This window comes from Sphingopyxis sp. GW247-27LB (assembly GCF_002277025.1).
Taxonomy (GTDB): Bacteria; Pseudomonadota; Alphaproteobacteria; order Sphingomonadales; family Sphingomonadaceae; genus Sphingopyxis.
Map to the genome: position 1 here is coordinate 52,002 of NZ_NIWD01000003.1, position 22,012 is coordinate 74,013.

The window sequence follows — 22,012 nt, forward strand, 5'->3', positions numbered from 1 at the left end:
GGCGTCCCGACAGATGCGATTTAAGATAAGCAAATTACTTGAGAATGCAAAACCAATCAGCTCGGCCGTGCGCTTTCGAGGCCCGAGCGGAATTCGGCGACCAGATCGAAGCGATCGCCGCGGAAAAGCTGCCGGACATGGGTCACGACGCCCCCCGCCCGCCAGGTCGTGCGATCGAGCTCGAGGCAGGCGGTGGAAGGGCCGATCCCGAGCAGCCTCGCCTCCTTGCGCGTCGGCGTCACCGCGCGGATGACATGGCGTCCCTCGGTCCATGGAATATGCGCAAGCAACCAGGTTCCGGGGGCCTGCGCCTCGAAGTCGGCGTCCGCCGCATCGGCAACCTCGCCGAGCGCGATCCGCCGCTGCTCGAACGCGAAGGGTTCATCGGCGGCGAAATGCACTCCCTCGATCGCCAGCGCCGGCCTCGCAAAACCATCGTCGCCCCCCGTCAACCGTTCGATCGCCAAGGCTTGCCAGCGATAGGCCTCGCCGCGCGCGGCGATCAGTTCGGCGAGATCGGGGACGGTCATCACCGCCGAATGGACCGGCGGATGCGCGACGAACGACCCCGCCTTGCGGCGCCGTTCGATCAGCCCCGACGCCGCGAGTTCGCTTAGCGCTTTGCTCACCGTCCCGCGCGCACAGCCATAGCGCGCGGCGAGTTCCTGTTCGGTCGGGATACGGTGGCCGGGCCGCCACGCGCCCGACTGGATCGACGCCGCAATCTCGTCGCGGATGCGCCTCGCGGGATTCATGTCAGAAGCCGCGTGATGCAGGCGCGGAAGGCGGCGGCGATCGGGGCGGCGGCGAGGTGGCGGCCCGCCTCGACGCGCTTGACGCCGGCGCGCCAGACGCAGTCGATCGACCCGGCGCGCGCGGCGAAGATCCAGCGGTCGAGCAGGGTCGCGTCGTCGGTGCCGGCGAAGGCGGGGTGATCGAGGTCGAGCGACACCATGTCGGCCGCCTGCCCCACCGCAAGTCCCGCGGAAACGCCGAGCGCCTGCGCGCCGCCATGGAGCGCCAGGGCGAAAAGATGCGCGCCTACGAAGAGCGCATCCTCGCTCGACAGCAGGGCACGCGCGCGGTGGGCGAGGCGCTGCGAATATTCGAGCGCGCGCAACTCCTGCGCCGCGTCGATCAGGATATTGCTGTCGGTACCGACCCCGAAGCGCCCGCCCGCGGAGAGATAATCGACGGCGGGAAAGATGCCGTCGCCGAGGTTCGCCTCGGTCACCGGGCACAGCCCCGCGACCGCGCCGCTCGCCGCGAGCGCGCTGGTTTCGCCGCCGGTCAGATGGGTCGAATGAATGAGGCACCAGCGCGCATCGATCCCGGCGTTGGCGAGCAGCCATTCGACCGGCCGCGCGCCGCTCCACGCGAGGCAATCCTCGACCTCCTTCACCTGCTCGGCGGCATGGATATGCACGGGGCCCGTCGGCGACAGCGTTAGCAGCGCCGCGAGTTCGCCCGGCGTCACCGCGCGCAGCGAGTGCGGCGCGATCCCGATCAGATCGTCGCCCGCCAGCTTGCCGCGCGCCGCATCGAACAGCGCCGCGAAGCCGTCGACATCGCAGAGGAAGCGCCTTTGGCCCGGGCTCGGCGCGGCGCCGCCGAAATTGCCGTGCGCGTAGAAGACGGGAAGCAGGGTCAGCCCGATGCCGCTCGCCGCGCGCGCCGCAGCGATCGCGCCCGCCATCTCGGCGGGGTCGGCATAGGGTGCGCCGGCGGAGTCGTGGTGCAGATAATGGAACTCGCCGACGCGGGTGAAGCCGGTTTCGAGCATCTCGGCATAGGCCTGCGCAGTGATCGCCGCGACATCCTCGGGCGTCAGCCGGTCGAGGAAGCGGTACATGATCTCGCGCCAGCTCCAGAAATTGTCGTCCGGCCGGCTGCGCCGTTCGGACAGGCCCGCCATGCCGCGCTGGAAGCCGTGGCTGTGAACGTTGCAGAGCCCCGGCAGGACCGCGCGATGGCGCTCGTCGCCGCGTTCCGCCGCGACGCCGGTCTCGATCGACGCGATGCGGCCTTCGGCGACGGTCAGCCGCACATCGCCTTGCCAGCGATCGTCGATCCAGGCGCGTTCGAACCAATAAGCCGCCATTTCGGGTCCTTCCTATGCGGTGGCGCAGTTTGGAGAGCGAGGCATGATTTGTCCTGCTTCGTCACCCCGGACTTGATCCGGGGTCCCGCTTTTCGCGCGTTGCCGAGCGGAACCCCGGATCAAGTCCGGGGTGACGAGGAGGGTAAGCGAGCCTTCCAAAACCGAACTACGTCACCGCGCCTTCATATTATGTCTAGACATAATGACGCATTCGGACGAGACTGTCCAGATGGACCAGTGCTGGACGAACGCCCGACTCGCGACCATGACCGGCGATGGCCTCGGCCTGATCGACGACGGCGTCGTCGCGGCGAAGGACGGCCGCATCGTCTATGCCGGACCCGCCGCGGGCGCGCCTTCGGGGGCCTCGCGGACCACCGATTGCGAGGGACGGCTGATCACCCCCGGGCTGATCGACTGCCACACCCATCTGGTCCACGCCGGCAGCCGCGCGAACGAATGGGCGATGCGGCTGGACGGCGCGAGCTATGAGGAGATCGCGCGCGGGGGCGGCGGCATCGTCTCGACGATGCGCGCGACGCGCGCGGCGAGCGAGGCCGAGCTGGTCGAGACCGCCCTCCCCCGCCTCGACGCGCTGATCGCCGAGGGGGTGACGACGATCGAGATCAAGTCGGGCTATGGTCTCGACACCGCGAATGAGCTCAAGATGCTCCGCGCGGCGCGCGCACTTGCCGCTGAGCGCCGCATTCGCGTCGAACCGACCTTCCTCGGCGCCCACGCGCTGCCCCCCGAATATCAAGGCGACAGCGACGCCTATATCGACCTCGTCGTAGGCGAAATGATCCCCACCGCCGCCCCGCTCGCGAGCGCGGTCGACGCTTTTTGCGAGGGCATCGGCTTCTCGCCCGTGCAATGCGAACGGGTGTTCGCGGCGGCCGAGGCGCACGGCCTCGCGGTCAAGCTCCACGCCGAGCAATTGTCGGCGCTCCACGGCAGCGCGCTCGCCGCGCGGCACGGCGCGCTGTCGGCCGACCATCTCGAACATGCGACCGACGACGACGTCCGCGCGATGGCGGCGGCGGGAACGGTCGCGGTGCTGCTGCCCGGCGCCTATTATTTCATGCGCGAGACGAAACTGCCGCCGGTCGAGGCGATGCGGCGCCACGGCGCGCGGATCGCGATCGCGACCGACTGCAACCCCGGCACCTCGCCGACGACCTCGCTGCTCCTGATGCTCAACATGAGCGCGACCCTGTTCGGGCTGACGGTGGCCGAGGCGCTGCGCGCGGTCACGGTCAACGCCGCCGCCGCGCTCGGCCTCTCGGCCGAAGTCGGGACGCTCGAAGCCGGCAAGGCGTGCGACCTCGCGATCTGGAACGCCGAGGGTCCCGCCGAACTCGTCTACCGCATCGGCTTCAACCCGCTTCACCAACGCATCAAGGACGGACAATGATCATCGAGCCCGGGCATATGACGATCGCCGGCTGGCGCGACCTGCGCGACGGGACGCCCGCGACGCTCGACCCCGCGACCGCGCCGCGGATCGCCGAAAGCGCCGCCGCGGTGACCCGCATCCTCGCGCAGCACACGCCCGTCTATGGCATCAACACCGGCTTCGGAAAGCTGGCGAGCGTACGGATCGACGACGCCGACCTGACCGCGCTCCAGCGCAATATCGTGCTGAGCCACGCCGCGGGCGTCGGCGAGCCGATGCCGGTTCCCATCGCGCGGCTGATGATGGGGCTGAAGCTCGCGAGCCTCGCGCGCGGCGCCTCGGGCGTTCGGCCCGCGACGGTCGCGCTGCTCGAGGCGATGCTGCACCAGCATCTCGTTCCCGTCGTCCCGGCGCAGGGATCGGTCGGCGCCTCGGGCGACCTCGCCCCGCTCGCGCACATGACCGCGGCGATGATCGGGGTCGGCGAGATCTTCGTGAAGGGCGAGCGCCGGCCCGCCGAAGCGGCGCTCGCCGCCGCGGGGCTCGCGCCGATCGAACTCGGCCCGAAGGAAGGGCTCGCGCTCCTCAACGGCACGCAATTCTCCTGCGCATACGCCCTCCACGCGCTGATCGAGGCCGAACGGCTCTACCGCAGCGCGCTCGTCACCGGCATCCTCTCGACCGAGGCCGCCAAGGGGTCGGACGCCCCCTTCGACGCGCGCATCCACGAACTGCGCGGCCACAAGGGCCAGATCGAGACCGCGGCGGCGCTGCGCGAGCTGATGGAGGGATCGGCGATCCGCGCCTCGCACCGCGTCGACGACCTTCGCGTTCAGGACCCCTATTGCCTGCGCTGCCAGCCGCAGGTGATGGGCGCGGTGCTCGACCTGCTGCGGCAGGCGGCGACCACGCTCGCGATCGAGGCCAATGGCGTGTCGGACAATCCGCTGATCTTCGCCGAAACCGATGAGGCGTTGTCGGGCGGCAATTTCCACGCCGAGCCCGTCGCCTTCGCCGCCGACATGATCGCGCTGGCGCTGTGCGAGATCGGCAGCCTGTCCGAACGGCGCATCGCGATGCTCGTCGACCCGGCGCTGTCGGGCCTCCCCGCCTTCCTGACCCCCGAGCCGGGGCTCAACTCGGGCTTCATGATCCCGCAGGTCACCGCTGCCGCGCTGGTGTCCGAGAACAAGCAGCGCGCGATGCCCGCGAGCGTCGATTCGATCCCGACCTCGGCCAATCAGGAGGATCATGTCAGCATGGCGGCGCACGGCGCGCGGCGGCTGGAGGCGATGGCGGCGAATGTCGACGCGATCCTCGGCATCGAGCTGCTCGCGGGCGCGCAGGGCTGCGACTTCCACGCCGGGCTCGCGTCGAGCGCGCCGATCGAGGCGGTGCGCGGCCGCCTGCGCGCCGCGGTGCCGACGCTGCGGGGAGACCGCCATATGGCGCCCGACATGGAGGCCGCGATCGCGCTCGTCCGTTCGGGTGCGCTGGTCGCGGCGCTCGACCTTCCCGGCCTCGCGCCATGAACTGGCTGACGGTTCGGCGCGGCACCGAGCCGCTGGTCGTCGCCTTTCCACACGGCGGCACCGACCTTGGCGAACTCGACCACCAGTTCGTCTCGCCCGCGCGCGCGCGGCTCGACACCGACTGGTGGATCGCCGACCTCTATGCCTTCGCCGCCGACATGGGCGCGACGCTGGTCGCGACCGACATCTCGCGCAGCGTCATCGACATGAACCGCGACCCGTCGGGCGCGTCGCTCTATCCCGGGCAGGCGACGACCGAGCTGTGCCCGACGACGACCTTCGACGGCGCGCCGCTCTATCGCTTCGGCGAACCCGACGAGGCCGAGATCACCCGGCGGCTTCACCAATATCACCGCCCGTATCACGAGGCGCTCTCGGCCGAACTCGCCCGCCTGCGGGACGCGCACGGCCGCGTCGTCCTCTATGACGCGCATTCGATCCGCAGCCGCGTGCCGCGCCTGTTCGACGGCGAGTTGCCGCAGTTCAACATCGGCACCAACGGCGGCGCGACCTGCGCGGACGAGCTCGAGGCGGCGATCACCAACCTCTGCGCGGCGAGCGGCGAGAGCCATGTCGTCAACGGCCGCTTCAAGGGCGGCTGGACGACGCGCCATTACGGTCGTCCCGAAGCCGGTGTCCATGCAATCCAGATGGAGCTCGCGATGCGCGGCTACATGGCCGAACCGGAAAAACTCTCGGAGGCCGATTGGCCGACCCCGATCGACCTCGATCCCCCGATCCGCCCCGTGCTGCGCCAGGCGATCGCCGCCGCGCTCGACTTTGCGAAAGGACGCCCATGACCCGCCTCGACAACCAGCGCCGCATCGCCGCGCCGACCGGTCCCGAACTCAACGCGAAGAGCTGGCTCACCGAGGCGCCGCTGCGCATGCTGATGAACAACCTCGACCCCCGCGTCGCCGAGGCGCCGCACGAGCTGGTGGTCTATGGCGGCATCGGCCGCGCGGCGCGCGACTGGGAGAGTTTCGACCGCATCGCCGAAGTGCTGAAGCGCCTCGAGGACGACGAGACGCTGCTCGTCCAGTCGGGGAAGCCGGTGGGGGTGTTCAAGACGCACCGCAACGCGCCGCGCGTGCTGCTCGCCAATTCCAACCTCGTCCCCAAATGGGCGACGTGGGAGCATTTCCACGAGCTCGATAAGAAGGGCCTGATGATGTACGGCCAGATGACCGCGGGCAGCTGGATTTACATCGGCAGCCAGGGCATCGTTCAGGGCACATACGAAACCTTCGTCGAGGCGGGGCGCCAGCATTATGGCGGCGACCTTTCGGGCCGCTGGATCCTGACCGCCGGGCTCGGCGGCATGGGCGGCGCGCAGCCGCTCGCGGCGACGATGGCGGGCGCCTCGTGCCTCGCGATCGAATGCCAGCCGAGCCGGATCGCGATGCGCCTCGACACCGGTTATCTCGATGTCGAGGCGAAAAGCCTCGACGAAGCGCTGGCGATGGTGGGGCAAGCGAAAGAACCGATCTCGGTCGGACTCTGCGCCAACGCCGCCGACGTCTACTCCGAACTCGTCCGCCGCGGGGTGCGCCCCGATCTGGTCACCGACCAGACCTCTGCGCACGACCCGGTCAACGGCTATCTGCCGCAGGGCTGGAGCCTCGACCAATGGTTCGCGAAACGCGAGAGCGACCCGCAGGCGGTCGACCGCGCGGCGCGCGCGTCGATGGCGGTGCACGTCCGCGCGATGCTCGATTTCTGGAAGGCCGGGGTGCCGACGGTCGATTACGGCAACAATATCCGCCAGGTCGCCTTCGACGAGGGAGTCGCCGACGCCTTCGCCTTCCCCGGCTTCGTCCCCGCCTATATCCGCCCGCTCTTCTGCCGCGGCGTCGGGCCCTTTCGCTGGGCGGCGCTGTCGGGCGACCCCGAGGACATCTATAAAACCGACGCCAAGGTGAAGGAGTTGCTCCCCGACAATGTGCATCTCCACCGCTGGCTCGACATGGCGCGCGAGCGCATCCACTTTCAGGGACTGCCCGCGCGCATCTGCTGGGTCGGGCTCGGCGACCGCCACCGGCTCGGCCTCGCCTTCAACGAGATGGTGGCATCGGGCGAGCTCAAGGCGCCCGTCGTGATCGGGCGCGACCACCTCGATTCGGGATCCGTCGCGAGCCCCAATCGAGAGACCGAGGCGATGCGGGATGGCAGCGACGCGGTCAGCGACTGGCCGCTCCTGAACGCGCTGCTCAACACCGCGAGCGGCGCGACCTGGGTATCGTTGCATCACGGCGGCGGGGTCGGCATGGGCTATTCGCAGCATAGCGGAATGGTGATCGTCGCCGACGGCAGCGACGAGGCCGCCGAGCGGCTCGGCCGCGTGCTGTGGAACGACCCCGCCACCGGGGTCATGCGCCACGCCGACGCCGGCTATGAGGAGGCGATCGCCTGCGCGCGCGAACAGGGGCTCGACCTGCCCGCGATCACGGGGTGAGGGTTCGGGCCGGCGGCCGGTCGTAGACGAGGCGGAAGCCGACGTTGCTGGTGCCGAGGCCGGGATCGCGGCCCTGGCGCGAGGCCGGGCGGTAGCGCTGGCAATAATTGGGGGCGCAGAGATAGCTGCCTCCCTTCACGGTGCGCGACGGCATGCCGGGATTGAAGGGGTCATAGGCGTGGTTTTCGTCGGGGCCTTTCGGATTGTCCCTGTCGTCGGGATCGTGACCGGGGCGGAAGAAATCGGACGTCACCTCCCAGACATTGCCGACCATGTCGTAGAGGCCGTTGGCGTTCGGCCGGTAGCAGCCGACCGGGGCGACGCCCTTGAAGCCGTCGGTTTCGGCATTGTAGTTGGGGAAGGCGCCCTGCCAGCTGTTCGCTTCGGCGGGCTGGACGTTGCGCGAGGGCTTACCCGCGCTCGCGGCATATTCCCACTCGGCCTCGGTCGGGATGCGCCCGCCCGCCCATTTTGCGTAAGCCACCATATCATCCCAGGCGAGGTGGACGACGGGCTCGTTCGCGACGTCGTCGGGGCCGGCCGGGCCGTAGGGCTTCCTCCAGTTCGCGCCGGGGACATATTTCCACCAGTCGTTGTAATTGTTCGACGGGAAATCGGGCGGGGTGAAGACCGCCGATCCCGGTTTCAGCATGTCGGGCGGGATCTGGTCGGCGGGGACCTGGAACTGCCTGGGGTCGACCGGCTTTTCGGCGACGGTGACATAGCCCGTCGCCTTCACGAAGGCGGCGAACTGGCGGTTGGTGACCTCGTGCGGGTCGATCCAGAATGCGCCGACGGTGGTTTGCCGCACCGGCCCCTCCTCGGCATAGACGTCGTCCTCGCCCATCGCGAAGCTGCCGCCGGCGAGATGGACCGGCGCGTCGCCGATCGCCGGGCAAGAGCGCGGCGCGGCCGCGGCCTGCCGCTCCGCCGGCGCGTCGCCGTCGCCGCACGCCGCAACGCTCGCCAGCAGCGCGGCACCAAGCACAGGAAACAGGGGGGAACGGATCACGGCTTTTCCTTCTGCGGCGACGCGGGCCCCGCCAGCTGGCGGCTGTAGAGCCAGCCGATTCCGATCAGGCTGAAACCGAGCGCGACGAACGATCCGATGCGGAGCAGACCCTCGAGCCCCGAGGTGTCGAACAGGAAGACCTTACCCACCGCGCCGAGCATCAAGAGCAGCGAGGCGATGCGCCAGTCGTGGCGCGCGGTGCGGATGCCCCAGAGCAGGAAGCCGATCGCGAGCGCGAGGATCAGCAGCGAGCGCAGGATATTCTCGGCCGGCGCGACCCCCGGCTCGACGAGCAGGCTGCCGTGGAAGAGCTGGCGCAGCGTCGCCCAGGCGAAACCCGCGACGAGCAGCATCAGGACGATCTGGACCGCGCGCCCGAGCAGCGCGGGCGCCGCGGGGAACAACCGCTGCGTCAGGATCGCGCCGGTCCCGGCGAGCAGGAACAGCGGCGCGAGCAGATTGGCGAGCGGCCAGCCGCCTACCGCCTGCTGCGCCCACAGCGGATCGTGGAGGAGGATGCCGTAGACGAGCGCGTGGAGCGTGCCCGCGACGACGAGCGGCCGCGCGAGCGCCACCATGCCGCGCCGCATCGCGAGCCAGCCGGCGCCGATGAGCAGCACCTCCCACACCAGCCGCTGCGCGATGCCCGTCGCGACGAAATCGCTACCCGCAAGCGCCGCAAAGCCGAAGCGGTAGAGGCCGTGGACCGCGATGCCGCCGACGATCCCCGCGATGCCGAGCCCGGCGAGGAGCAGCCAGCGGGGCAGCGCGCCGCGGATGAGCCACAGCGGCGCGCCGAACAGGAGAGCCGGGAGGAGCAGCCGCAGCAGCAGCCGGTCGACCGGGAGCATCGCGGCCTCGACCGGCATCGGCACCCCAGCGAGCGAGAGCAGCGCCGCCGACGACCAGGCGCCGATCGGCCAGGCCGCCCAACCCAGGCTGAGAGTGGCGAAGCCGGCGGCCGCGGCATCGACGCGCGCCAGCGGGATGCGCCGCGCCGCGAGCAGCGCCGCCGCACCGCCGAGCGCGGGGATCAGCATCAGCCAGTTGACAGGAACGATCTGGGCGAAAGCGCCATAGACGAGCAGCGCCGCGGCGAACTGGCCGAGGCGCCGGACGATCCGCCCTTCGACGCGCAGCGCGAACAGCGCGGCGATCGCCGCGAGGCCCGCCCAGCGCAAGAAGGCCTGTCCTTCGATCCCATTCGCCCCCTCGACGAGGCGCGGCAGTTCGGCGAACGCCAGCGGCGGCGCGACGAGCGCGAGGATCGCGGCGCCGACGAAGCCCGTCGCGACGGGCTCGATCCGCCGGTCACCCGCCGCCTTGCCGAAGAAGAGCATCGCCGCCGCGACCAGCCCGACGGCGAGCGGCGCCATCCAGCGCGGCAGGACGAGGAGGATCGCGAGCGCGAGCAGCGCGCCGGCGGTCGCGGTCAGCCAGGCGAAGCGGCCGTCGGCGGCGCGCGCCTCGACCCGCCAGCCGCGCGCGATCCCCGCCCCCGCCAGCGCCGCGCCGCCGAGCGCGACGAGCGCCAGCACCGCGTCACCGATGTCCCAGACCTGCCATTTGGTCAGCGGCGGCATCACGATCGCGATCGCGCACAGCTCGAGCACGCGCCGCAGCGCCTTGGGCTCGTCCCACAGCCGCGCGAGAAGCGGCAACGCGTGGATCGCGGCGAGCGCCAGCCCGATCAGGCCGAACCAGAAGGGCGTCGGGTCGGGCCATGCCGCGAGCAGCAGCACCGACAGCGCGGCGCTGATCGTCGGGACGATCGCGAAACCGCGCTCGCGCCACGCGAGCCACTGTCCCGCCGCGGCGATCAACGCGAACAGGCCCCAATGGAGCGGCGCGAAGCCGCCATAGCCGACGAGCAGCGCGAGCTGTAGCGCGCCGACGATCGCCGACGCGGTGCGCAGCAGCGCCGCGCGCGGCCCGTCGAACGACAGCATCGGCACCGCGATCGCGAGCAGCAGGACGAACCCGCCGATCGACAGCGACCCCAGCGCGTCGAGCGCGCGGTGGGTCAGCACCATCCACAGCCCCCAGCCCGCGCCGCCGACAAGCGCGGCGAGCGCGAGCCACGGCCAGCGCCGCATCCGCGCGACCCCGGCGAGCCCCGCGATGGTCAGCGCCAGATAGACGGCGATCAGCGGCACGTCGGGCGCGACCGCCCCGACCAGCGCTGGCGCGGCAAGGCCGCCCGCGAGGCCGAGCAGCGCGCTCGGCGGGCCGAAACGGAGCGACAGTCCGAGCGCCGAGGCGGTGACGAGCGCGAGCGCCGCGAAGGCGAGCAGCGGCCCGATGAGCTGATAGACGTTGGCGGCGACCATGATCGCCGCATAGAGCGTCGCGATCCCCGCGCCCGCGAGCGCCTGCGGCACGCGCACGTCGCGCAGCCGCGCCTCGTTCCGCCACGCATATTCGGCACCGCCGATCAGCGCGAGGCCGAAGAGCAGCCCGGTCACGATCTGCACCCCGGGGGTGAAGACGCGCGCGAAGAAGCCCGCGTCGATCGCGTAGCGGACGATGAGGACCCCGGCGATCGCGAGCGTGATGCCACCGGCCCAGATCGGCAGCGTCTTGCCGAACAGATCCTCGAACCGCGACGCCATGCTGCGCGATGGCGCGGGTTTGGGTTGGGTTTCGACTTTGGACGGGCGCGGCGCGGCAGGCTCAATCCTGTCCGGTGAAGACGCCGCGGGAGCCTCTTCGCGGATATCCTTCGCCACCGACGGCGTCGGCACGCTCGCAGCGGCGGCTGCCTTGCGCACGGGCGCGGGCTCGGCGATCGGTTCGCGGGGTGCTTCAGGAAGCGGCGCCTCGCCGGCTTTCGGCGGCAGCAGGCCGGCGTGGCGCTGCAGGGCGCCGATCCGTTTCGCCGCTTCCTGCAACGTCGCCTCGGCACGCTTCAGGCGGCTTCGCGCGTCCATCAACAGGACGAAGAGGATGATGAGCGCCAGAAACGCCAGAAATTCGAACACGCCGATCCCTTCAACTCCCGGCCGCTTTTATCAAGCGAGGGGATGAATCATACCCCGACTTCGTCATGCTGAACTTGTTCAGCATCCATGGCCTGTGCTCTCGGTCAACGCCGCGTTTCATCAGCGGGCAGGTCATGGACCCTGAAACAAGTTCAGGGTGACGAGACCGGGGGGTCAGCCCAGTCTAAGCCGCCATCTCCCGATCCGCGAACAGCGGCTTCAGATCCTTCTTGAGGATCTTGCCATTGGCGTTGCGCGGCAGCGTCTCGGCGACGAAGCGGATCGCGACCGGCACCTTGAACGCGGCGAGCCGCTCGCGCACCCAGTCCTGCAATTCGGTCTCGGTCGCGGTCATGCCGGGGGCGAGGTGGACGACCGCCGCCGGCTCCTCGCTCAGCGTCCGGTGCGGGATGCCGATGACCGCGCAGTCGGTCACCGCGGGATGCTCGTAGAGGACATTCTCGACCTCCGACGAATAGATATTCTCGCCGCCGCGCAGCACCATGTCCTTGGCGCGGTCGACGATCGTGACGAAGCCTTCGCTGTCGAGCCGCGCGAGGTCGCCGGTGCGCACCCAGCCGTCGACAAAGGTTTCGGCGGTGGCTTGCGCCTTGTTCCAATAGCCCTTCACGATCATCGGCCCGCGCGCCCAAAGCTCTCCCACCGCGCCCGTCGGCAGCACGGTCACGCCGTCCTCGGCCCGGATTTCGAGGTCGGCGACCGCGACCGGCGGCCCCGCGCTCGTCGGACGCGCGAGATAATCCTCGGCGCCGTGCGAGGTCACCGTCGCCATCGTCTCGGTCATCCCCCAGCCGTTGCCGGGGAGCGCGCCGAATTCTTCGTAGATGCGTTTCACCAGTTCGGGCGCCGATGGCGCGCCGCCATAGGCGATCGCCTCGAGCGAGGAGAGGTCGTATTTGGCGCGGTCGGGATGCTCGAGGAGCTGCCACGCGATCGTCGGGACGCCGCCGGTCACATTGACCTTCTCGCGCTCGATGATCTCCATCGCGCGCACCGCATCCCATTTGCGCATGAAGATGGTGGTGTTGCCCGCCGCCATCGCCCCCATCAGCATCGCCGAACAGGCGGTGACGTGGAACATGGGGATGACGGTCAGCGTCGTGCGCGGCGCGGGTTCGGGCACCGGCTCGCCGCGGCGCAGGAAGCTGCGCGCCGCCGAAAAGCCGCCCGACAGGATGTTGGTCACCATGTTGCGGTGCGTGCCGAGCGCGCCCTTGGGCTGGCCCGTCGTTCCGCTGGTGTAGAAGATCGCGGCATCATCGTCGCTGGCAAGCTCGACGCGGGGACGGTCGCCGTCCGGAAGCCGGGCCCAGCCATGCGGCGTGCCGACGATATCCTCGAGCGCCGTCGCGCCCGCGATCGCCGCGCCGGCGCGCGCGACGATCAGCCGCTCGACGTCCGGCATCGCGCCCAGATGCTCGCGGAGCCGCTCGTGACGCTCGCCGTCGACGATCAGCAGCTTCGCGCCCGAATCCCGGATGCCATAGGCGAGCTCGCCGCCGGTCCACCAGGCATTGAGCGGCACCGCGATCGCGCCGATCGAGGTGATCGCGAAGAAGATCATCGGCCATTCGGGCAGGTTGCGCATCGCGAAGGCGACGCGGTCGCCCTTGCCCACCCCGAAGCCCTGCAGCGCCCGCGCGAGCGCGGCGGTGGCGCGATAGTTCGCCTCGAAGCTCACGCGCTCGTCGTCGAGGATGGTGAACAGCCGCTCGCCGTGGGTGCGCGACAGGTCGAGCAGGACGCCGAGGTCATTGGGCGCATTCTTCCAGACGCGGGTCGGGATACCGCCGATCTCCGCCGTGTCCATCTCGAACCGCGCGCCGGGCGCGGTCAGCGCGGCAGTCGCGTCGGCGAGCGACATCTTCGGCCAGGCGGGGTCGAGCGGCACCACGGGCTCGCCGGACATGTCTTTCGCCATCCTCTTCTCCTCGATCTCATCGGCCGGTCGCCGCGCCCGCGCGCCGGATTCGCAAACCAGTTTCGATGAGAAACCCGATGAAGGCAAGCCAGGGGCAAGCCGCCGCGTTCGGAACCGATTGACCGCGCACGGGAACCGGCGCGATAATCCGCCGTTACCTTTGACGAAAGGGTCCGACCATGCCGCCAGCCGTCCGCCGCTTCGCCCTGCCCGCCATCGCCGCGACGCTCGCCGCGGGCGCGGGGGTTTTCGCGCTATGGCGCAGGCGGCGCGGCGCGGCGCGCGACGGCCATGCCGCCGCCTTTTCCGACGCCGAAACCGATCCCGAGAATTTCGTGCAGACGCGCTCCGCCGGGCCTGACGCGATGCGCGATCCGGCGCGGCGGCGCTGGGACGACGTCGACCAGGCGAGCGACGAATCCTTCCCGGCGAGCGATCCACCCGGTTATTGATCGATGAAAAAAGAACGGCCGCCGCAAGGGACTGCGGCGGCCGCCCATGGGACGCTCGGGAGGAGAGCGATCAGAATTTTACGCGCGCACCGAACTTCATCGTCCAGCTATATTCCTCGAACTGCAGGAGATTCTGGCGGGCGCCGACATTGTTGTAGGCAAAATATTTGGCGTTGTTGATGTTGATCCACTCGTAGAAGACTTGGACCTGCTTGGTGACGTCGTATTTCGCCGAGAGGTCGAGCTGGAAGTGGTTGTCGACGATCCGGTCCTCCGGCGCCTCGTCGCCGAGTTCGTCGAGATATTTGGAGCGATAGGTGCCCGCGAGGCGCAGCGACACCGGGCCCTTTTCGTAGCCGAGCACCGCGTTGAACGTGTGCTTCGACGAGGCCGGCAGGTTGATCTTGCGCAGATCGGTGATGTCGCCGTCGATCGGCACGTTGCCGGTCGCATCGGTATAGGTGTAGTTCGCCTGGACGAGGAAGCCGTCGAGCGGCGACGGCAGGAAGCGCAGCGCCTGGGTGTAGCTCAGTTCCAGACCCCATATCTTGGCGCTGTCGCCGTTGATCGGAACGGTCGCCTCGTCATAGGCGATGCCCAGATATTCGCCCGGATTCTCGCGGTTGGTGTCTACGATGAAATTCTTCACATCCTTGTAGAAGAGTCCCGCCGACAGCGCACCGTTGCCCGGCAGATAATATTCGACCCCCGCGTCGAAGTTCCACGCCTCATAGGGCTTGAGGTCGGGGTTGCCGAATTCGCCCTCGCGCTCGCCGTCTTCATTCTGTTCGATGCTGAACCGGGGGGCGAGCTTCGACAGCTTGGGACGAACGAGGCTCTTGTAGCCCGCCGCGCGCAGCACGAGATTCTGCTGCGGCTCCCAGCGGAGCGTCAGGCTCGGCAGCCAGTCGCCGTAGCTGCGCTTGAACTGGTTGGGCACCGGAGGCAGCAGCGTGTCGTCCTCGGCCTCGGTTCCGTCGGGCAATTCGCCGCCTTCGGTCACGACGGTGACGGTGTTGGCGCGAATGTCGTTCTTGGTATGCTCGTACCGCACGCCGCCGATCACGCGCAGCGTGTCGCTGTCCCAGCGGCCGAGCAGATAGCCCGCCGCGACGTCTTCGCTCACCGCATAATCCTCGATGGCCGAATCGAACAGCGTGTCGAACTCATTGAGTTCGAACGCGTCGCGGTTGGCATTGAAGAAATCGCGCACGCCCGGCTTGCCCAGCACCGGCGAAATGTCGGTGATGCGATAGGTCTGGCCGCCGACCAGGTCCGCCATCGTCAGCCCGTCCATCTCCCAATAGCGGGTTTCGAGATCGTAGCTCTTGTCGCGCCAGCGGGCCTTCGCGCCCGCCTGGACGGTGAAGCTGCCGCCGGTCATCGCGAATTCGCGGGCGAGGTCGAACTTCGCCGCCCACTCCTTGTCGCGCGAGTCCGACAGCGCCGTCACCTGAACGCTGTCGAGTTCATATTCGGACGGGTCGGAGAAAGCGTCGACCGCATCGGCATCGCCGTCCACCGTGTAGAGCGGCCGGCGCGGGTCGGCGAAATCGAGGCCGAGGAGCAGCCCTTCGTTCTCGAATTTGCGTTCGAAGTTCGCGGGGTCGAGCGAGCCGTTCTCGCGCTCCGACGATTTGGCGAAGCTGACCGAATATTGCGCGTGCCAACCGTTGGTTTCGGTTTCGCCGCCGAGCACGATGCTGCGGATGCGCTGGCGTTCGAAGCGGTCCTTGAGCGAGCGCTGAACCTGCAGCTCGCCATCGGCGTCGCTATAGATGACATCGGCACCGCTCCCCGAAACCTCGCCGGCATCCTCGAGCTTGAAGCTCGTTTCGCGGCGATATTCCTGGTCGTCGAACTGGCTGTAGACGCCGCGCGCGTAGAGCTTGGTCGTGTCGCCGAGGCGGAAATCGAAGTTGAGGTTGGCGGAGAGGCGTTTCCGTTCGACGTCGTAGTCGCGGTAGTTGACCTCCTCGGTCGTGATCAGCCCTTCGTCGTTCCGATCCCAGCCGTCGGCCTCGATATTGTCGGTCTCGAACTTGCGCTGATAATAGGACACGCCGCCCGACACGCCGAAACCGTCCGAGATGCGCTGCGAGAAATCGATGCTGCCCTTGGGAGTCAGCTTCTCCGAATAATCGTTGTAGCTGCCCTCGACCTTCGCGGTCAGCAGATTCTTGCGGCGCTCGAAGGCGCTCGTCGTGTTGATCTCGATCGACGCGCCGATCGTGTCGGCGTCCATGTCGGGGGTCAGCGATTTCTTGACCTCGATCGATTCGATGCTGTCGCTGCTGATCACGTCGAGCGCGACCGAGCGCACGTCGCTTTCGGGCGCGGGCAGGCGCACGCCGTTGACCGAGGTCGCGTTGAGTTCGGGGTCGAGACCGCGCACCGACACGAAGCGCCCTTCGCCCTGGTCATTGAGGATGTTGATGCCGGGCAGGCGGCGCAGCGATTCGGCGACATTCTGGTCGGGGAACTGGCCGACCGCGTCGCGGGTCAGCACGCTTTCGACCCCGTCCGCCGCGCGCTGGCGCGACAGCGCGCTCGCCTGGTTCGCGGCCTGGCCGACGACGAGGATCTGGTCGCCGTCGATGCCCGCGAGCGCGAGGTTGACGGTGATGCGTCCGGTTTCGGGGACCTCGACCGTCTGGGTCACGCGCTCGGCGCCGACATAATCGGCCTCGATCGTGTAGGTGCCCGCAGGCACGTCGCCGAAGACGAAGCTGCCGTCGCGGCCGGTCGAGGTGACGCGGCCGAGCTCGACGATGCGGACACTCACCGCCTGCAACGAACGCGTTCCGGAGGCGTCGGCGATCGTGCCGGCAAGTTCGCTCGCCTGCGCGATCGAAGCGAAGGATGCCGTCGCGAGTAGCAAGGCGAGACCGCGCGCAGCGCCGGATGTCTTGATCATGGATAATGCCCCCAGAGAGTGTCGATGGCGGGCTCGCTAGGGGGCGTCGGTGACAGGATGGCGTCCCAAGCTTGACGATATCGTGACTCGGGCGCGTCACTTTCGTGACAGCGCGCACCGGAATTTGTCGCAGCGCAGCAAATCCGCCGTTCGCGCGTGGCGCGGCGGAGAGTGAGGGAAAGAAAAATGGAAGGAAGGTGGGACGATTCTGTTGCCCGGCTCGTCCCCAGCCGCTGGTATCCGATTCTGTTGCCCGGTTCGGTCCGAACCGCGTTCTATTTGTCTAACCTTAGGCCGTGAGGCTTATCGGTTAGGCAGCCAGAGCGAGTGCTTCGTTGTCGTTAGCACTTATTGGTTTTGAGCCTTTAACGGGTTACTCAGCCCGGAAGAAAACATCGTCTTTGAACACACGTCGATCCTGGTTCGGCCCCGTCAGAAGCCCGCGCACCCCTTCGAAAGCGCGCGGGTTTGTGGTGGAGCCGCCGGGTACTGCCCCCGGGTCCGCTGTGTCTATTCCACGACACCATTTATCCTCATAGCCGGTCGAAACCGGCACATCCGATATAGGAAACCCGCCCGCGCTTGGAAAGGGCGCAGGCGGGTTTTTCGTCCCGAAAAGGGCTCAAGCCCCTTATTTCTTTCGCAATTCGTCGCGGATTTCGGTGAGCAGGTCGACCTCGCTCGGCCCCGCGGGCGCATCGGGGGCGCGGCGCATGACGCGGTTCACCCATTTGACGAGCAGAAAGATGACGAAGGCGAGGATCAGGAAATTGATCACCGCGGTGATGAAGGCGCCATAGCCGACCATCGCCACCCCCGCTTCCTTGAGCTTCGCATAGTCGGTCGCCGCGACGCCGTCGGGAACGCCGCCGAGCAGGATGAACTTGCTCGAAAAATCGACACCGCCGAACAGCCAGCCGACGAAAGGCATGATCAGATCGCTGGTCAGCGAGGTGGTGATGGTGGCGAAGGCGCCGCCGATGATGACACCGACCGCGAGGTCCATGACATTGCCCTTGGCGATAAATTCCCTGAATTCGCTCAACATGTTGCTGCTCCCCGGAAAATGGTTCTGCGCGGCGAAGGTGCCGCGACGATTGCGCAAAGGCAAGCGGCTTCCTATTATGTGTATTGTTGCGGCAAAACGCCGCCGGAGGGAGATTGACCCATGAGCTTTCGTTCCGCCCGCTGGATGATCGTGCCGGTCGCCGCGATGAGCCTGTCCGCCTGCGGCATCAACAGCGTCCCGACCAAGGAAGAGGCCGCCAAGGCCAAGTGGGCGAATGTCGAAAATGAGTATCAGCGCCGCGTCGATTTATATCCGAACATCGAAGCGCTGGTGAAGGGCGCGATGAACCAAGAAAAATCGGTCTTCGTTGGGGTCGCCGAAGCGCGGTCGAAGGCATCCTCGATCCAACTGACAGGCGAGGACCTGAAAGATCCCGCGAAAGTCGAGCAGTATCAGCAGGCGCAGGACCAATATGGTAGCGCGCTGAGCCGTCTGCTCGTTACGGTCGAGCAATATCCGAACCTCGTCTCGCCCAAGAACGTCGAAACGGCCCAGATCCAGATCGAAGGCACCGAGAATCGCGTTTCGCGGGCACGCGAAGAATATAATGCGGCAGTGCAGGACTATAACACCACGATCCGCACCTTCCCTGATATCATCGGCGCCAAAATCGTCCATGGCGCAAAGCCGATGATTCCGTTCAAGGCCGTGACCAAGGGCGCGGAAGAAGCACCGAAGATGAATCTCGGCCAATAAGGTGCGCCGTAGCGCTGTCCTGACATACCTCGCTGCGGCATCGATGCTCGGCGGCTGCAAAGCCGCTCCCGCACCGCAAGCGCAACGACCGGAGACCGATGCCGCATGCGCATCGGTTCCCAAGATCGCGGTTGCGCGACGGGTCACGGATAGCGCCGGCGTTCTGTCTGACGCGGATGAAAGCCGGCTGTCGGCGCAGCTTGAGGGCTATGAACGGAAAACCCACCACCAGATGGTCGTTCTGACAACGAATCTGGACGGAATACCGATCAAGACTTTCGCCACCTGCACTGGCAACCGGTGGGGTATCGGTCGAAAGGACGAGGATGACGGCATCTTGATCCTCGTCGCGCCTAGCGAACGTCAAGTGCGGATTGCGACGGGGCCCGGGATGGAAAAACTGCTGACCGACGCGAAGACCGCTGGCGTGATCGCGGAAACAGCGCCCTATTTCAGGAAGGGCGATTATGCCGGCGCGATTGATATGGCGGTAACCGCCATCGCGGCGGAAACGGGAGCGGGACAATGATCCGGCGATTTATGACCCTGCTGACAGCGCTGACGGTGCTCGCCCTGTCGCCTGCGGCCGCACAGACAATACCCAAGTTGACCGGGCCGGTCATGGACCTCGCCAACCAACTGGATCCCGGCCAGGAAGCAGCACTCGACGCCAAGCTACGCGCCTACCAGTCGTCGACCCAGCAGCAGTTCGTCGTGATAACCATCCCCGATCTTCAGGGCTACGACATCTCCGACTGGGGCTATCGTTTGGGCAACGAATGGAAGCTCGGCGATGCGGAGCGCGATGACGGTCTGATCTTGATCGTCGCTCCCAACGAACGTCGGATGCGCTTTGAAGTCGGCGACGGTATCGAGGGCAGGTTTCCCGATGCGATGGCTTGGGTCATCATCCGCGATGATATCACGCCGAAATTCAAGGCGGGCGACATTCCTGGCGGAATCAACGCGGGCGTCGATGCAGCGATCACGCAGCTACAGCTTCCTCCCGAAGAAGCGGCCGCACGTGCCGCCGCGGCCGACAAGGTCGAGCGCGAAAACGCGAGCAAAGGTGACATCGGCGGGCTTATCTTCATCGGCTTCATCGTTTTTTTCTTCTTCATCCTGCCGATGCTCACCGCCTTCGGGCGGCGCGGCAAGCGGCACCGGCGGCACCGGCCCTGGGGCGGCGCGCCGATCATCATCTGGGGCGACGACGACTGGGGCGGCGGCAGCGGCGGATCGTCGTGGGGCGGCGGAAGCTGGGGCGGCGGCGGAGGCGGTGGCTTCGGCGGCTTTTCGGGCGGCGGCGGCAGCTTCGGCGGCGGCGGCGCCTCGGGCGGCTGGTAGGGAACGGAGCCATGAAAGTCAGTCACGTCAGCGAAGCCGACCATGATCTCGTCACCGCCGCGGTCGCCGCGGCCGAGGCGCATACCAGCGGCGAGATCGTCACGGTGATCGCCGCGCAGTCGAACGATTATGACGATGTCGCGCTCGTCTGGGCGAGCGTCATCGCCTTCCTCGCCATGTCGGTGATCGCGCTCTTTCCCGATTTCTATCAAAGCCTCTACGACCGGCTGACCGGCGGCTGGGGGCACGAGTTGACCGCGAACCAGTGGCTGGGGACGGTGATCGCCGTCGGCGTCCTCAAATGGATCGGCGTGTGGCTGATCCTGCTGTGGCGGCCGCTGCGGCTCGCGCTGACCCCGCGGGCGATCAAGGCGGCGCGCGTCCGCGCCCGCGCCGTCGACCTGTTCAAGGTTGGCACCGAGGCGAAGACGCTGGGGCGCACCGGCATCCTCCTCTACGTCAGCCTGCGCGAGCACCGCGCCGACATCGTCGCCGATGAGGCGATCGCCGCCAAGGTCGCGCCTTCGGTGTGGGGCGATGCGATGGAGGCACTGGTCGAGCGCGTCCGCGCGGGACAGCCCGGTGCCGGCATGGCCGAAGCGGTGCGCCAGATGGGCGTCGTCCTCGCCGAGCATTTCCCGAAGGGCGACGACAATCCCAACGAACTGCCCGACCGGCTGATCGAGATTTAACTGACTCCGTCATTGCGAGCGAAGCGAAGCAATCCAGAGTAGCGTAAACCGCTCTGGATTGCTTCGCTTCGCTCGCAATGACGCGGCACTATACTGCAAAGGAATTCCCATGACCCGCCCCTCCCCCGACACCCCCATCGAAACGCGCTGGGAAGGCCGTTTCATCACCGTGCGCCAGCAGGGGACATGGGAATATGTCTCGCGGTCGCGCGGCATCCATGCCGCGGTGATCCTTGCGATCGACGAGGCGGCGGACGGGCGGCATGTGATCCTGGTCGAGCAATATCGCGTGCCGCTGAAGCGAAATTGCCTCGAACTGCCCGCCGGGCTGGTCGGCGACGACATGGCGGGCGAGGCGTCCGAAACCGCCGCGGAACGCGAGCTCGAAGAGGAAACCGGCTACCGCGCCGCGCACTGGCGCACGGTCGGCGAATTCTTCAGCTCGCCCGGCATGGTGAGCGAGAGCTTCACATTCATCGTCGCCACCGGACTGACGAAGGTCGGCGCGGGCGGCGGGGTCGACGGCGAGGACATCATCGTCCACCGCGTGCCGCTGGCGGGGATCGAGGATTTCGTCGCCGCGAAGCGCGCCGAAGGCTGCGGCATCGATGTGCGCGTGGCGATGCTGCTGGCAGGCGGATTGCTGGGCGCTTAAGCCCCTCCTCTTCAGAGGAGGGGTTTGGGGTGGTGAGCGCCGTGTCAGGCCACCACCCCGCTGCGACTAACGAGCAAAGCTCGCAAGTCTCGCTGCCCCTCCTCTGAAGAGGAGGGGAGAGACACCTACCGCCCCCGAAACCGCCAGCGCAGCAGCGGGCGCGCGAGCAGCAGGCCGGCGACGAAGCCGCCGACATGCGCCCAGATCGCGATATTGCCGAACCCCGCACCGCCCGCGAAGCCCAGGAGGAGCTGGACGCCGATCCACGCCGCGGCGAGCCACAGCGCACGCACCCAGTGGCTCGGGATCGGCCCGATCGCCGGGGCCTGCGAGCGGCTGAAGATCAGCGCGAACACCGCGATCAGCGCCGAAATGGCGCCGCTCGCGCCGACGACGATCGCGGTCGAGCCCGGATCGGCGAGCCATTGCGCGAAGGCGCCGGCATAGGCGCCTGCGACGAGCAGGACCGCGGTCGCCGCCGGGCCCAGCGGCGCTTCGAGCTGGCGGCCGATGAACAGCAGCACGGCCATGTTGAAGACGAGGTGCAGCACCCCGCTGTGCAGGAAGGCCGAACTGAGCGGGGTCAGCGCGAAGGGCAGCATCGTCCCCGGCGGCGCGATGAGATCGGCGCCGAAACGCGCGGGAATGAAGCCCGCGCCGACGAACGCCTGATGCTGGTATCCGGTGATCGCCAGGATGACGAAGACCACGACGCAAAGCAGCGCGAAGCCCGTCGTCAGCGGCGCGGATTGCCGGTTCATCGCG

Annotated in this window: 18 protein-coding genes and 1 other RNA gene; 10 read left to right on the forward strand and 9 right to left on the reverse strand. The window is 68.0% G+C overall.

Features of this window, described 5'->3' with window-relative positions; genetic code table 11:
* Window positions 1-56: 56 nt before the first annotated feature.
* Together CD928_RS04025 and CD928_RS04030 are read right to left on the reverse strand one after the other, a co-directional pair.
* On the reverse strand, window positions 57-755 hold the full coding sequence (locus CD928_RS04025) for a UTRA domain-containing protein (protein WP_095385387.1): 699 nt from the start codon (window positions 753-755) through the stop codon (window positions 57-59).
* Window positions 752-2,101 (reverse strand): formimidoylglutamate deiminase, encoded by a 1,350-nt coding sequence (locus CD928_RS04030; RefSeq protein WP_095385390.1) that lies wholly within the window; start codon window positions 2,099-2,101, stop codon window positions 752-754. The genes CD928_RS04025 and CD928_RS04030 overlap by 4 nt, the downstream gene beginning before the upstream one ends.
* 202 nt (window positions 2,102-2,303) lie before the next feature.
* On the opposite strand from CD928_RS04030, the gene hutI reads away from it, so the two are divergent.
* Genes hutI through hutU form a run of 4 tightly spaced genes read left to right on the forward strand, consistent with a single transcriptional unit; the run spans window position 2,304 to window position 7,484 of the window.
* A complete protein-coding gene (hutI, locus tag CD928_RS04035) occupies window positions 2,304-3,515 on the forward strand; it encodes an imidazolonepropionase (protein ID WP_095385393.1) in 1,212 nt (403 codons plus the stop codon).
* Window positions 3,512-5,029 (forward strand): histidine ammonia-lyase, encoded by a 1,518-nt coding sequence (gene hutH / locus CD928_RS04040; RefSeq protein WP_095385397.1) that lies wholly within the window; start codon window positions 3,512-3,514, stop codon window positions 5,027-5,029. Before hutI ends, hutH begins: the two co-directional genes overlap by 4 nt.
* Window positions 5,026-5,829: an N-formylglutamate deformylase gene (gene hutG / locus CD928_RS04045; RefSeq protein ID WP_095385400.1), complete on the forward strand. Its 804-nt coding sequence runs from the start codon at window positions 5,026-5,028 to the stop codon at window positions 5,827-5,829. The genes hutH and hutG overlap by 4 nt, the downstream gene beginning before the upstream one ends.
* Entirely contained in the window at window positions 5,826-7,484 is a 1,659-nt protein-coding gene (hutU, locus tag CD928_RS04050) for a urocanate hydratase (RefSeq protein ID WP_095385403.1), read from the forward strand. Before hutG ends, hutU begins: the two co-directional genes overlap by 4 nt.
* Here the strand turns inward: hutU and CD928_RS04055 are convergent.
* The 3 genes from CD928_RS04055 to CD928_RS04065 form a co-directional block, all read right to left on the reverse strand.
* Window positions 7,474-8,496, reverse strand: a complete 1,023-nt coding sequence (locus CD928_RS04055; RefSeq protein ID WP_095385406.1) for a formylglycine-generating enzyme family protein — start codon at window positions 8,494-8,496, stop codon at window positions 7,474-7,476. The two genes, hutU and CD928_RS04055, sit on opposite strands and share 11 nt — an antisense overlap.
* Window positions 8,493-11,477, reverse strand: coding sequence for a DUF2339 domain-containing protein (locus CD928_RS04060; protein ID WP_095385409.1), 2,985 nt, complete (start codon window positions 11,475-11,477; stop codon window positions 8,493-8,495). The genes CD928_RS04055 and CD928_RS04060 overlap by 4 nt, the downstream gene beginning before the upstream one ends.
* A 184-nt stretch (window positions 11,478-11,661) precedes the next feature.
* Entirely contained in the window at window positions 11,662-13,419 is a 1,758-nt protein-coding gene (locus CD928_RS04065) for a class I adenylate-forming enzyme family protein (protein ID WP_095385412.1), read from the reverse strand.
* A gap of 179 nt (window positions 13,420-13,598) precedes the next feature.
* Here CD928_RS04065 and CD928_RS04070 point away from each other — a divergent pair, with 179 nt between their 5' ends.
* Complete coding sequence (locus CD928_RS04070) at window positions 13,599-13,871, forward strand: hypothetical protein (protein WP_095385414.1); 273 nt, start codon at window positions 13,599-13,601, stop codon at window positions 13,869-13,871.
* A 70-nt stretch (window positions 13,872-13,941) separates the two neighbouring features.
* Here CD928_RS04070 and CD928_RS04075 read toward each other — a convergent pair whose 3' ends face one another.
* The 3 genes from CD928_RS04075 to mscL all read right to left on the reverse strand — a co-directional run bounded on the left by CD928_RS04075 (window position 13,942) and on the right by mscL (window position 17,836).
* On the reverse strand, window positions 13,942-16,788 hold the full coding sequence (locus tag CD928_RS04075) for a TonB-dependent receptor (protein WP_095385417.1): 2,847 nt from the start codon (window positions 16,786-16,788) through the stop codon (window positions 13,942-13,944).
* A 235-nt stretch (window positions 16,789-17,023) separates the two neighbouring features.
* Window positions 17,024-17,381: a transfer-messenger RNA gene (gene ssrA, locus CD928_RS04080) on the reverse strand.
* A 38-nt stretch (window positions 17,382-17,419) separates the two neighbouring features.
* On the reverse strand, window positions 17,420-17,836 hold the full coding sequence (gene mscL / locus CD928_RS04085; protein WP_095385543.1) for a large conductance mechanosensitive channel protein MscL: 417 nt from the start codon (window positions 17,834-17,836) through the stop codon (window positions 17,420-17,422).
* Window positions 17,837-17,956: 120 nt separating this feature from the next.
* Between mscL and CD928_RS04090 the strand changes: the two genes are divergently transcribed.
* The 5 genes from CD928_RS04090 (at window position 17,957) to CD928_RS04110 (ending at window position 21,247) form a co-directional block, all read left to right on the forward strand.
* Window positions 17,957-18,553 carry a LemA family protein gene (locus CD928_RS04090; protein ID WP_095385419.1) on the forward strand — a complete coding sequence of 199 codons (597 nt, stop codon included), beginning with the start codon at window positions 17,957-17,959 and terminating at the stop codon, window positions 18,551-18,553.
* A 43-nt stretch (window positions 18,554-18,596) separates the two neighbouring features.
* The gene (locus CD928_RS04095; protein WP_095385422.1) at window positions 18,597-19,082 is read left to right on the forward strand and encodes a YgcG family protein; all 486 of its coding nucleotides are present in this window, start codon (window positions 18,597-18,599) and stop codon (window positions 19,080-19,082) included.
* Window positions 19,079-19,900, forward strand: coding sequence for a YgcG family protein (locus CD928_RS04100; RefSeq protein WP_095385424.1), 822 nt, complete (start codon window positions 19,079-19,081; stop codon window positions 19,898-19,900). The genes CD928_RS04095 and CD928_RS04100 overlap by 4 nt, the downstream gene beginning before the upstream one ends.
* 11 nt (window positions 19,901-19,911) lie before the next feature.
* Window positions 19,912-20,592: a TPM domain-containing protein gene (locus CD928_RS04105; RefSeq protein WP_095385426.1), complete on the forward strand. Its 681-nt coding sequence runs from the start codon at window positions 19,912-19,914 to the stop codon at window positions 20,590-20,592.
* A 109-nt stretch (window positions 20,593-20,701) separates the two neighbouring features.
* Complete coding sequence (locus tag CD928_RS04110) at window positions 20,702-21,247, forward strand: NUDIX hydrolase (RefSeq protein ID WP_095385429.1); 546 nt, start codon at window positions 20,702-20,704, stop codon at window positions 21,245-21,247.
* Window positions 21,248-21,372: 125 nt separating this feature from the next.
* Here the strand turns inward: CD928_RS04110 and CD928_RS04115 are convergent, their stop codons facing one another.
* Window positions 21,373-22,008: a rhomboid family intramembrane serine protease gene (locus CD928_RS04115; RefSeq protein WP_095385432.1), complete on the reverse strand. Its 636-nt coding sequence runs from the start codon at window positions 22,006-22,008 to the stop codon at window positions 21,373-21,375.
* Window positions 22,009-22,012: the final 4 nt, after the last annotated feature.

Bases quoted from the DNA above. Each gene is read 5' to 3' on its own strand.
- CD928_RS04025 (WP_095385387.1), bottom strand. From the start codon at position 755: ATGAATCCCGCGAGGCGCATCCGCGACGAGATTGCGGCGTCGATCCAG.
- CD928_RS04030 (WP_095385390.1), bottom strand. From the start codon at position 2,101: ATGGCGGCTTATTGGTTCGAACGCGCCTGGATCGACGATCGCTGGCAA.
- hutI (WP_095385393.1), top strand. From the start codon at position 2,304: ATGACGCATTCGGACGAGACTGTCCAGATGGACCAGTGCTGGACGAAC.
- hutH (WP_095385397.1), top strand. From the start codon at position 3,512: ATGATCATCGAGCCCGGGCATATGACGATCGCCGGCTGGCGCGACCTG.
- hutG (WP_095385400.1), top strand. From the start codon at position 5,026: ATGAACTGGCTGACGGTTCGGCGCGGCACCGAGCCGCTGGTCGTCGCC.
- hutU (WP_095385403.1), top strand. From the start codon at position 5,826: ATGACCCGCCTCGACAACCAGCGCCGCATCGCCGCGCCGACCGGTCCC.
- CD928_RS04065 (WP_095385412.1), bottom strand. From the start codon at position 13,419: ATGGCGAAAGACATGTCCGGCGAGCCCGTGGTGCCGCTCGACCCCGCC.
- CD928_RS04070 (WP_095385414.1), top strand. From the start codon at position 13,599: ATGCCGCCAGCCGTCCGCCGCTTCGCCCTGCCCGCCATCGCCGCGACG.
- CD928_RS04075 (WP_095385417.1), bottom strand. From the start codon at position 16,788: ATGATCAAGACATCCGGCGCTGCGCGCGGTCTCGCCTTGCTACTCGCG.
- mscL (WP_095385543.1), bottom strand. From the start codon at position 17,836: ATGTTGAGCGAATTCAGGGAATTTATCGCCAAGGGCAATGTCATGGAC.
- CD928_RS04090 (WP_095385419.1), top strand. From the start codon at position 17,957: ATGAGCTTTCGTTCCGCCCGCTGGATGATCGTGCCGGTCGCCGCGATG.
- CD928_RS04095 (WP_095385422.1), top strand. From the start codon at position 18,597: ATGCTCGGCGGCTGCAAAGCCGCTCCCGCACCGCAAGCGCAACGACCG.
- CD928_RS04100 (WP_095385424.1), top strand. From the start codon at position 19,079: ATGATCCGGCGATTTATGACCCTGCTGACAGCGCTGACGGTGCTCGCC.
- CD928_RS04105 (WP_095385426.1), top strand. From the start codon at position 19,912: ATGAAAGTCAGTCACGTCAGCGAAGCCGACCATGATCTCGTCACCGCC.
- CD928_RS04110 (WP_095385429.1), top strand. From the start codon at position 20,702: ATGACCCGCCCCTCCCCCGACACCCCCATCGAAACGCGCTGGGAAGGC.
- CD928_RS04115 (WP_095385432.1), bottom strand. From the start codon at position 22,008: ATGAACCGGCAATCCGCGCCGCTGACGACGGGCTTCGCGCTGCTTTGC.